General features: G+C 35.4%; 6 protein-coding genes. 1 reads left to right on the top strand and 5 read right to left on the bottom strand.

Annotated elements, in window-relative coordinates:
* Window positions 1–57 precede the first annotated feature (57 nt).
* From H628_RS07655 to nagA, 5 genes are all read right to left on the bottom strand, one after another.
* Window positions 58–207: a hypothetical protein gene (locus tag H628_RS07655; RefSeq protein WP_155825160.1), complete on the bottom strand. Its 150-nt coding sequence runs from the start codon at window positions 205–207 to the stop codon at window positions 58–60.
* 202 nt (window positions 208–409) lie between these two features.
* Window positions 410–2,554 carry an LPXTG cell wall anchor domain-containing protein gene (locus tag H628_RS0103400; RefSeq protein ID WP_027825205.1) on the bottom strand — a complete coding sequence of 715 codons (2,145 nt, stop codon included), beginning with the start codon at window positions 2,552–2,554 and terminating at the stop codon, window positions 410–412.
* Between the two features lie 157 nt (window positions 2,555–2,711).
* Entirely contained in the window at window positions 2,712–5,255 is a 2,544-nt protein-coding gene (locus tag H628_RS0103395; RefSeq protein WP_027825204.1) for an LPXTG cell wall anchor domain-containing protein, read from the bottom strand.
* Window positions 5,256–5,556: 301 nt separating this feature from the next.
* On the bottom strand, window positions 5,557–5,922 hold the full coding sequence (locus tag H628_RS0103390; RefSeq protein ID WP_027825203.1) for a pyridoxamine 5'-phosphate oxidase family protein: 366 nt from the start codon (window positions 5,920–5,922) through the stop codon (window positions 5,557–5,559).
* Window positions 5,923–6,132: 210 nt separating this feature from the next.
* Complete coding sequence (gene nagA / locus H628_RS0103385; RefSeq protein ID WP_027825202.1) at window positions 6,133–7,284, bottom strand: N-acetylglucosamine-6-phosphate deacetylase; 1,152 nt, start codon at window positions 7,282–7,284, stop codon at window positions 6,133–6,135.
* Between the two features lie 176 nt (window positions 7,285–7,460).
* On the opposite strand from nagA, the gene H628_RS0103380 reads away from it, so the two are divergent.
* Complete coding sequence (locus H628_RS0103380; RefSeq protein WP_027825201.1) at window positions 7,461–10,382, top strand: TIM-barrel domain-containing protein; 2,922 nt, start codon at window positions 7,461–7,463, stop codon at window positions 10,380–10,382.
* The last annotated feature ends 75 nt before the right edge of the window (window positions 10,383–10,457 follow it).

Here is a 10,457-nt window from a genome sequence, read left to right as displayed (position 1 = left end):
AAGAGGTATCACTTTCGTGATACCTCTGGAGCTTAAGCGTCCACCTCCGGCTATTTTTTATTTTTTAATAACAATAAAAACGACCATCAGCTTTGCCGAGCTAAGACGGTCGTTTTTCTTTGCTTCTTGGCGTTTACGATTACCGCGATAGATAATCACATCAAGAAGCAAATGAGCTAAGTCTATTAAGACTTTTGCCCAATCCAATACGACATCCTCCTTCTTTTAGATTTCAGTTGAGTATGATTACCTTGAACCATACGCATCACCTACTTTCTTTTAAAACAAGCCGGAGGGGACGCCTTAACTAAGCTCCATTCCAATATTTTACCTGAACTTCGTTTTGCGAACAACTGTTTTTATGCAAAAAAGTCTCCACTTGTTTGGAGACTTTTTTGCTATATTTTTATTAATGTTTCTTTTTCAAAACTACACCAGCAAAAGTAGTCAATACAAGACCCATCAAAGCTAAAAAGAAGTTATGATTTCCTGTTTGAGGTAACTTATTCTCATTACTTTTAGTCTCTTCACGATTGTTTGTTTGAGAAGTCTTAGATTGAGAATTTACTGCTTGAGTACTATTAGCTGTTTGAACTTTTAAGTTACTTTCTTGAGTTTTAGTTTCCGTTCCTGTTTCCACTTTATCTGTAGTCAGGTGATTATTAACAGTAGTTTCTGCGGCATTACTACTTGAATCGGTTGTTTCCACTGATTCTGCATTACTATTACTACTATCATTTGAAGTTTGACTATCACTATTCTTGTGAGTTGCATCATCTTGATTAGTTGAAGTAGTACCTGATTCTGTTTGCTCCTTATCTGTTGCCGGCTTTAGTTCATTACTATCAGAATCAACTGATTTGCTTGTATCTTCTTGGTTGGTTGCTTTGTCTTCACCTGAACTTCCTTCTTCTCCAACTACAGTAATCGTTGAAGTATTAGTAATCGTTCCATTATTCAGATGATAAGTATAAGTTAAAGTATAGGTGCCTGCTTTAGCAGTAATCTTATCAACATCAACTGCATTTCCATCGGCATCAACTGCAGAAACGGTTAAAGTCTTACCATCTACAGTTAAATCTTCTGTTGATGTTTCATTAGTATTAGTCATATTAGTCTTAACAATTTGTGCCTTCATGAGCGGACTAGTATCACTAATTTGAGTTGGATTTAATTCATCCCCAACCTTTAAAGTCAAATCTTGTGTTGTTAAAACTTTTTGAACTTCTACGTAAAAGCCTGAGCCTGAGCCTGAACTACTGCTATCACTACCAGAATTATCACTAGTAAAAATAACATTACCAGATGTTAAAACATAGGTATAGTAAGGCCATGAATTATTGCTTGAGTCAACATTGATACTGTAGCCATGTTTACTTAAGACAGACTGAATTTTTGCCAGATTAATACGATAACTACCATCTGTGTACAATGCATCTAAATTACTTGAATAAGTACCGAAATTAGAAATTTCAAAGTAACTTGAATCAATTGCAGTATCCTTTAAAATCTCATTTGCTTCACTACTATATTGATAGTTAAGTGTGCCATCAGATTCTCTAATTAAAACCCGAGCATAATTAGTAATATTGGTATTTTTAATTGCTTCCAAAACACTAGTTGCCTTTTTAGCTACTCGAATATTAACATTATTACTGCTGTCACTGCCAATATATGCGCCTTTACTACCATCAGCATTTAATTTCCACAAGTAGAAAAAGTCGTTGCTAGTGATAGTTCTTAATGATGAACTTCCTGCTTCTTCACCTGAAATTTTACCAGATAACATATTAGCTAATTGACTCTTCACTTCGTCATAATTAGTGATTTCAACTGGTAAAACTGTAGTGTAAGTCTTACCTGCTTCAGCAATTCCTGAAACTCTAACATAAGCAACATTGCTCCAATCAACATCACTTAAGCTAACTGTTTGATAACTTCCAGGATTTGAAAGATAAGAAACTTGAATAGTTTCATTCTTTAAGCCACTAGTAAAACTACTCATCTTACTACTATCAATCGTTGCTTTTACTGTAGTATTTGTATCATTTACACTTGGTGAAGTAAGAATAAAGTCAACATAAGCATCTTCATCTGTAGTATTGGTAATTTTTTCAACGATATTAAATTTGCCATTACTATTGTCAACATCTAAGATTGCTGAAGAAGTTGAAAGTGTATCTGAATCAGCATTAGCAAAACCAGTTGCATGAACGATACCGTTATATGTAGATTGAGCTACGCTACCTGCGCTGTTATTAACAATTGCGCCAGTGGTGTCAGTACTTGCACTATAACTTACTGAAGTTGCTTGCTTACTGTCTGACTCATTAGTAGTTGCTGTAGCACTTGTTGCAGTTTGACTACTGTTAGATGTCTTACTTGCGCTATTGCTATCAGTATTAGCTGCACTACTTGTTGTAGTTTCGTTTGTCTGAGTACTTATAGTTTGGCTGTCACTTACTGTATCAGCTTTAACAATATTACTATTAGTCAATAACACGCCACTTAAAACAGCTGTTGAAATAAAAGTTAAACTAGTGATTTTTTTCATCGATAAAAGCTCCTTTTAGCTGTTGTAAAAGAACTCTTTAAATAAGAATTCCTTCTCCCTTAGTTAAAAAATATATCTAAATATATCTTTATACTTAAAAAGTCTCCCATTATTGGGAGACTTTTCTGTTACTATTTTTTGAATATTCTTTGAATATTTAATGTTTCTTTTTTAAAGTTATACCAGCAAAGGTAGTCAATCCAAGTCCAATCAAAGCTAGAATCATATCGTGATTACCAGTTTGAGGTAACTTGTTTTCATTATTAGTAGCCTTAGCGAGTTTTGTTTGCACACCGTTAATAGCCTTTTGCTTCTTTGAAACAACTACTTGAGTTTTAACTTCAGCTGATTCAGATTTAGTTGCTACTTTATTAAATGTCTTTTCAGTAGTGTTTTCCTTAATAGGATTTTTAGGCGTATTATCTTCGCTCTTCTTATTGATAACTTCCTTGTGATTATCTGCTTCGTGGTTGTTATCTTCGTTATTTTCTGACTTGTGAGTATCATCAGTCTTAGTTTGACCTTCTGCTTCCAAGTAGACTGTAATATCCTTAATATCCTTGGTCAAAGTAATTGAAGTTGGAATAGTTGAACCAGCAACTAGCTTATAGTTATTTGGAATTGCTTGTTCATCACTAGTTAAGTTAACAGTTTCGCCAACTTTACCATTTTTGGTAACAGTCTTGATAGTTTTGCCAGTCTTTTTATCTACAAAGTAAACATGAACCACTGGATCATCAGTTGGTGTTACTGGAGTTGTTGTGTCCTTAACCACTTTGATATCTATTGTTTTATCAGTATCTTTAATTGTGACAAAGTCTGGCACAGTTTGTCCTTTTGCTAACTTGTAACCTTCTGGAACTGTTTGTTGCTTCTTAGTCAAATCAATTTCATCATCTGGTTGGCCTTCAACTGTTACGGTTTTGACCACTTTATTATTGCTTACAAAGCGAATTACATACTTATGGGTAGCAACTTTATCATGATATGGATTTTCTTTCTTATCAAGCACAGTAACTGTTGAGGTATTGGTAATTGTACCGTTATTCAAGTGATAAGTGTAAGTTAAGGTATAAGTACCTGCTTTAGTAGTAATTTTATCAAGGTCAACTGAATTGCCCTTTGCATCAACAGCGGAGACAGTTAAGGTCTTACCATCTACAGTTAAGTCTTTTTCTTTGGTCGTAGTAGTATTATTGGCTTTATCTATGTTTGTAAATTTAATATGAGCCTTCATTAATGGATTATCATCACTAATTTGAGTTGGATCTAGCTCATCCCCAACATATAAAGATACAGGCTGTGTAACTAATACTTTTTGAACTTCGATATACAAATCACTGTTTGAGCTTGTATCATCACTGACTTTTGAATCATCATCGAAAGAAGGATTATCGGTAGAATGCTTGCTATATGTATAATATGGCCAAAAATTATTATTAGAATCAACATTAACACTGTAACCATACTTACTTAAAACTGCTTGAATCTTATCAAGATTAATAGAGTATTCTATATCTTCATAAAGCTTATTATCACTTGATAAATATGCACCTAATTTATGTATTTCAAAGAAACTACTATCTATTGATGTATTATTTCCTAATAAGTCGGTAGCTTCTCCATCATATTTATACTCAAGTTGACCATCTTCATTTCTAATTGAGTCATAAGCACTAATAGCTTTGGTATTTTCAAGTTCAGTGATTGCACTGGTATTAGGCTTAGCCAAACGTAGTTGGATGTTATTTGCAACATCACCACCAATAAATGTGCCCTTACTACCATCAGAGTTAAGTTGCCACATAAATAGAAGATCAGAACTAGAAATTAGCTGATCACTTGAATTTGCTGTACCATCTTCTGGTAAATTAGCCTTAACTTCATCATAGTTGCTAATTTCAACTGGTAAAGCAGTAGTATAAATCTTGCCAGCTTCAGCAATTCCAGAAATTTTAACATAAATAACCTTGCTCCAGTCAACATCACTTAAGTTAACAGTTTGGTAATTACCTGGAGTATAAGAAACTTGAATAACTTCGTTTTTTAAGCCACTAGTGAATCCACTCATCTTGCTGCTATCGATTACTGCTTTAATAGTGTTCGCTTGACTAGGAGCCGCAATATAAAAGTCAACATAGGCATCTTTATCTGTAGTGTTGGCAATCTTTTCTACAATATTGAACTTGCCATCACTTTTTTCTACATTCAAGATTGCTGCAGAAGTTGAAAGTGTATTTGAATCAGCATTAGCAAAGCCAGTTGCATGAACAATACCGTTATAAGTAGATTGCGCAACACTAGAATTGTTGTTATTGAAAATAGTCTTGGTAGCATCAGTACTTGCAGTAAAACTTACAGGGGTAGTTTTATGCTTAGTTTCAGTAGTATCAGTAGCTTTTTTACTATCAGTTGAATCAGTACTGTTCCTCTTAGTCTGATCAGTGGGCTGATTACTACTGGTTGAATCTGTTCCATTAGATTTAGTTTGAGTATCAGTAGCCTTAGTAGTTTGCTTACTATCAATGGAAGTTGACTTATTATCAGAAACAGAATTAGAAGTAGTTTGAGTGTTTACAGCTGGGCTGTTACCCTCCCCAATGGTATTTGCAGTATCAGCTTTAACAATATTACTATTAGTTAACAACATACCGCTTAAAACCGCAGTTGAAATGAAAGTTAAACTTGTTAATTTCCTCATAATATGAAAACTCCTTAAAAATGTTATTTTTAAATAACATAATTTATTGTCATAGTATAGAATAAAAAATAACTTTTCAAGGAATATGCTATTTAAATAATATTTTCTTTTTTTAAGCCTGACATTTCGTCACTTTTGTTATTGATAGTAAGTGAAAAAATCTTTCAACATCGCTACAACCATGTGGATTTAGACTCTCTGTTTTAATTACACTTACTTTTTCAGTAATATGTAAATTTTACATACAAAAAAGGCAACCATCTCAAATGAGATAATTGCCTTAATTAAATTACTTAGTTAATTAAGCATCGATTTCTTCGATGTCAACAATAACAACGTCACCGCTGGTCTTACCAGTCTTCTTGTATTGTGCTTCAGCTAATTCCTTGTCATCTGAAACGTGAACGCTACCGATTACACGTACGTTAGTGTGACTAGGAACATCTGCAACTACAACAGCAACCTTGCTACCGTTGTGAATGTTGTCCCATAAGTGTGCATGAGTTACTTCTACCCATGCCAAGTGACTTTCGTCAAGAACGTTTAATGAACCCTTAGGACCAACTTGTGGGTTACCATCCTTATCTACTGATGATACAAATGCTAACTTTTCTTCGAAAAACTTTTGTTGATCTTCAGTTAATTTAACACTGTCTAATTTCTTCATAATAAAATACCTTTCTTTCTCCACAAAATAGTTAAGTTTTTAACTCTCATTTAGAATAGAACAAAAATCCAAAAATGACAATTCATTTGCTCAGATAAAAAAATAAAAGGTGCTACTTTGTAGTAGCGCCTTCTATGTACGGATATTATTTTTTCTAAAAGTATTTTAACATGCTTTGTTCTCGATTGAAATAACTATGCATCCCTAAATTTAAGCTTGATAACGTTTTTCACCGTCTAGATAAGTTGCATCTAATGTCATATCAGGATTTAAAACGATAAAGTCAGCAGGCATGTCAGGAGCGATCACACCACATTTATCTAAAATATGGCTGCTCTTAGCTGGAACATAACTTGCCATCATGATAGCATCTTCACTAGTTGCCAAGTTCCAGTCAACTAAGTTCTTAACCGCATCTTTCAAGAGTAAAATACTTCCTGCTAAGTTATCACCTTGCTTAAGCCGAGCCATACCGTCTTTTACATAAACTGGCAATTCACCTAGCATATAATCACCATCTGGCATTAAGCCGGCTTGCATACAGTCGGTAATTAAGCAGATATGCTCGCATCCCTTTGCCTGAATTAAGGCCCGCAATGCCGGAATTTGAACGTGGTGACCATCAGCAATTAATTCGCAATCTGTCAATCTACTTGAAAATGCAGCCCCAATAATATTGGGTTCATGTTGTGACAATTGATTCATCCCATTATAGGTATGTGTGAACATGCTAGCACCCGCATTTATAGCATCATCAGCATCTTCAAAGTTACTACTTGAGTGGCCCAAAGCAACAACTACGCCTTCTTTAACTACTTGACGGATAAAATCGGCGCTACCTTGGCGTTCAGGTGCCATTGAAATTTTACAAAGTAAATCACCACTAGCTTTACGCCATTTATTAAACAAATTGATATCTGGATCAATCATGTATTTAGGATTTTCAGCACCACCATGTTCCGGGGTAAAAAATGGTCCTTCAAAGTGCAAGCCTTGAATCTTAGCCCCGGTTTCTTCATGACGATGCTCTTTGAACATCTCACAAATTGAAGTCAAAGTCTCACTGCTAGCAGTAATCGTAGTTGGTAACCAGCTAGTTACCCCAGCTTTTAATAAGCCTTCAGAAATCTTGTTAATACCTTCCCAGTCACTTTTCATAACGTCTTCATTCAATAAGCCGTGGATATGAGTATCAACTAATCCTGGAGCTACTGCTTTGGCTCCTAATTCAACAATCTTACCTTCAGGCTTTTGATTTTCTCGTAAGTAACGTCCAAACTTACCAGCATCAACTTCTAGATATCCTCCCAATTCGGTGCTATTTTTTAAGAAAAACTTTGCTGCATGAATATAATATGTCATTTTTTATACTTCTTTCCTTAAATTGGTAAATACCATTACATCTCAATTTTCCTTCATCTACCAACCTTAAGTCAACAAAAAGATTTTTCCCTTAAAATCCCTTAATATCTACTAAAAATCCGGCCAAAGTTCGTTATAATGAAAGTAACTGTAATTTTAACTTAGAGATGGTATTTATGAGCGAACTAATCAAAGCAAAACATCAATTAGGCGCCTTAAGTGGCGTTCAAAAAACAGATACATATTACGAAATTCATTACACTAGTGGCGATATTGCTCGCTTAACAATTTTAGCTGATGGTATTTTTCGATTCCAAGTTGGAAATTTTGAGCAAAACCCACTTGAATTAAACTTGGATCTTTTTGCTTCAAACTACATGGCTAAAAGTAGTGCCAAAGCAACGAGTGAAGCCTTCATCGTGCAATCTGGTCCATATCGACTAGTCTTTGGTCAAAAGCCAGCCTTGCTAACAATCTTTGACGAAACTGTCCACCGGGCTCGTTTAAGTGAAGTTAGTCCAATTGAACTAGGCGAAAATCGCGCTAGTCAATTTTTGAAGCAAAATGCAAATGAATTTTACTATGGTACCGGTTTGCAAGGCGGTAGATACTCCCACAAGGGACGCCAAGTTTTAATTAAAGACTTAGGTGTTAGTGGCGAAGGTGGAACAATCAATCCACTACCATTCTTCTGGTCAAATGCGGGTTTTGGTATTTTACGTAATACTTTAGCTGATGGTTTATATAACTTTAATGCCGAAAACGGCAAAGCTAGCATCTTAACTCACCAAGAAAACACCATTGATAACTTCTATATCATCGGTAATTCACCACAAGCAATTTTAGAGCGTTACTATGCTTTAGTTGGCAAACCTCAAATTCTGCCTGACTTTGCCTTAAATATGGGTTATTTAGGTAACTTTATTGATCAAAAATGGCTTAGCGCTGACAAGTCAAAACGTGACGCTTTACGTTTTGAAAATGGTAGTTACTACCAAAAAGATCTTACCAATAGTGATTTAGCAGTGAGCGCATCTTTGAACGGCGAAGATAATATTGAATTTTCTGCCCGGGCAATGATTGACCGTTACCAACGCTTGAACTTTCCTTTAGGCTGGATTATTCCAGATTTTGGAGCCAAAACTAGTGTTAGTGCCGAAAGCTTAAATAATTTTACTAGCTACGCTAATGATCACGGCGTTGCAAGTGGTGTTAGTCAAGTTCAAAATATTACAGAAGATACTAAAGTTGCTTTTATTAATAAGGACCAAGCTAAAAAGAGCTTTGACGCCTTAAAAGAACATGTAGCATGTCCTTTAGTCTTAACTAACGATGGTGATGCTCGCAGCAGTCGCTACGCTGGGCTAATTTATGGGGAAACTGGTGGCGAATGGGACAGCATTAAAGTTCAAATTGCTAGTCTACTAGGTATCAGCCTCTCCGGTCAGCCAATTGTTGGAGCTGCTTGTGACGGCTTATATGGCGGGGCCAACGCCCAAGTTAACGTTCGTGACTATCAATGGAAGGCCTTTACCCCACTCTTTTTCAGTATGGATGGACAAGGTAATCTTCCAAAACTTCCATTCTTCTTTAATAACAAGATAACTCGGATTAACCGCGCATATGCTGCCTTGAGGCAACAATTATCTACTTATCTCAAAGCTTTATTCAAAGAAGCGCGTGATGGCGACTTAATTATGCGCCCATTATTTATGGAATTTCCACATGAAAAAGTCAACTATCGCGATGACTTCGCCCATGAATTTATGCTAGGGAAGGATTTATTAATTGCTCCAATTACAGATGGTCGCGAAGATGAAAATGGTTATTCAATTAAGGATCGACTCTATTTGCCGGATCACCGTTGCATGTGGATTGATTTATTTACTGGTGAAAAATATGCCGGTGGCCGTGTTTATAACAACCTTAAGTATCCTATCTGGCATTTGCCGGTCTTTGTTAAAGCAGGCGCAATTCTAGATTTTGGAAAACGTCATTTCAGTATCTACCCATATGCAAACAGCTCTACTTTAGCCTTATCTGATTTAGGTCAAACTAAACTTGAATCTAATCTTAGTGATGGCGTCCTAACTGTAACAGTTAACCCAAGTGAAGGTAACTATCAAGAAAATGATAAGCAACAAACAACTTCCCTTGATATCTTAACGGATCGTTATCCTGGAAAAGTTGTTTTGAAGATTAACGACGAGCCTATTCGCTTTAATGAATATGGGTCAAATGAAACCTTCCAAGCTGCAAAAGAAGGTTACTACTTTAGTTCTAACTATATTGCTACTAAAGATTTTAGTGGATTTACTGATAAGCGCCAAAATGTGTTACACGTGAAACTTTCTGCACGTGATATCACTGATACTAAGATTGAACTAATTATCGATAACTTTTCGTACGGCGGTTTAGCTATGGCACATGCAATTACTGATTCAGCTTTACGTCCACCACGTCAGCCAATGATTGATTCTAAGAAGACTAGCGCCCATTCAATAACTGCAGTTTGGCCTAATAAAGCACAAGTACAAATTGAAGTAAACGGTATTGTCTTTGATGGCATTTATTCTAAGAGTTTTACTTTTAACAGCTTAGTTCCAAATACCCTTTACAAGATGCGCTTGCGCTATATTTCAGGTAACAAGGTTAGTGAATGGAGTGACTACTTCGGTACTAAGACCAAACCTAGTCAATTTACTTATGCTGTCAAAAATATCAAATTAGAAACTATGCTTGGTGGTCAAACTGAAAATGCAACCGACTTAATCCCAGCTAGTGAGTGGATTAGTGACAAAGAAATTGAAAATAATAGCGAACTCAACTTTATCTTCCCAGAAAAAGAAGCATTAAGTCGAATGGTCTATGTCCCTCGTAGTGCAGATCAAGTTGGGCGAATCTTAAATGGTAAAGTTTTAATTAGTGAAAATGGTACAGATTTTACTGATTATCAAGACTTCACTTGGCACAATGATCCTAAAAACAAAGTTATCGGTCTGCGTGATGTTCAAGCAAAAGCTATCAAATTAATTATTAATGAAACTAGCGATAATTTGGTCAGCGCCAAACAATTCTACTTCTTTAAAGCAAAATAATTTCTTAAGATACCCTTATGGGTGTCTTTTTTTGCGTAATGAGTCGTGTTATAATTCTAATTGAGTGTTATCTAA

Origin of the sequence: Lactobacillus psittaci DSM 15354, from assembly GCF_000425905.1 — a bacterium.
In the GTDB taxonomy this organism is placed as follows: domain Bacteria; phylum Bacillota; class Bacilli; order Lactobacillales; family Lactobacillaceae; genus Lactobacillus; species Lactobacillus psittaci.
The sequence above is the reverse complement of the archived record's forward strand: the minus strand, read 5'-3'. Positions and strand labels throughout refer to the sequence as shown.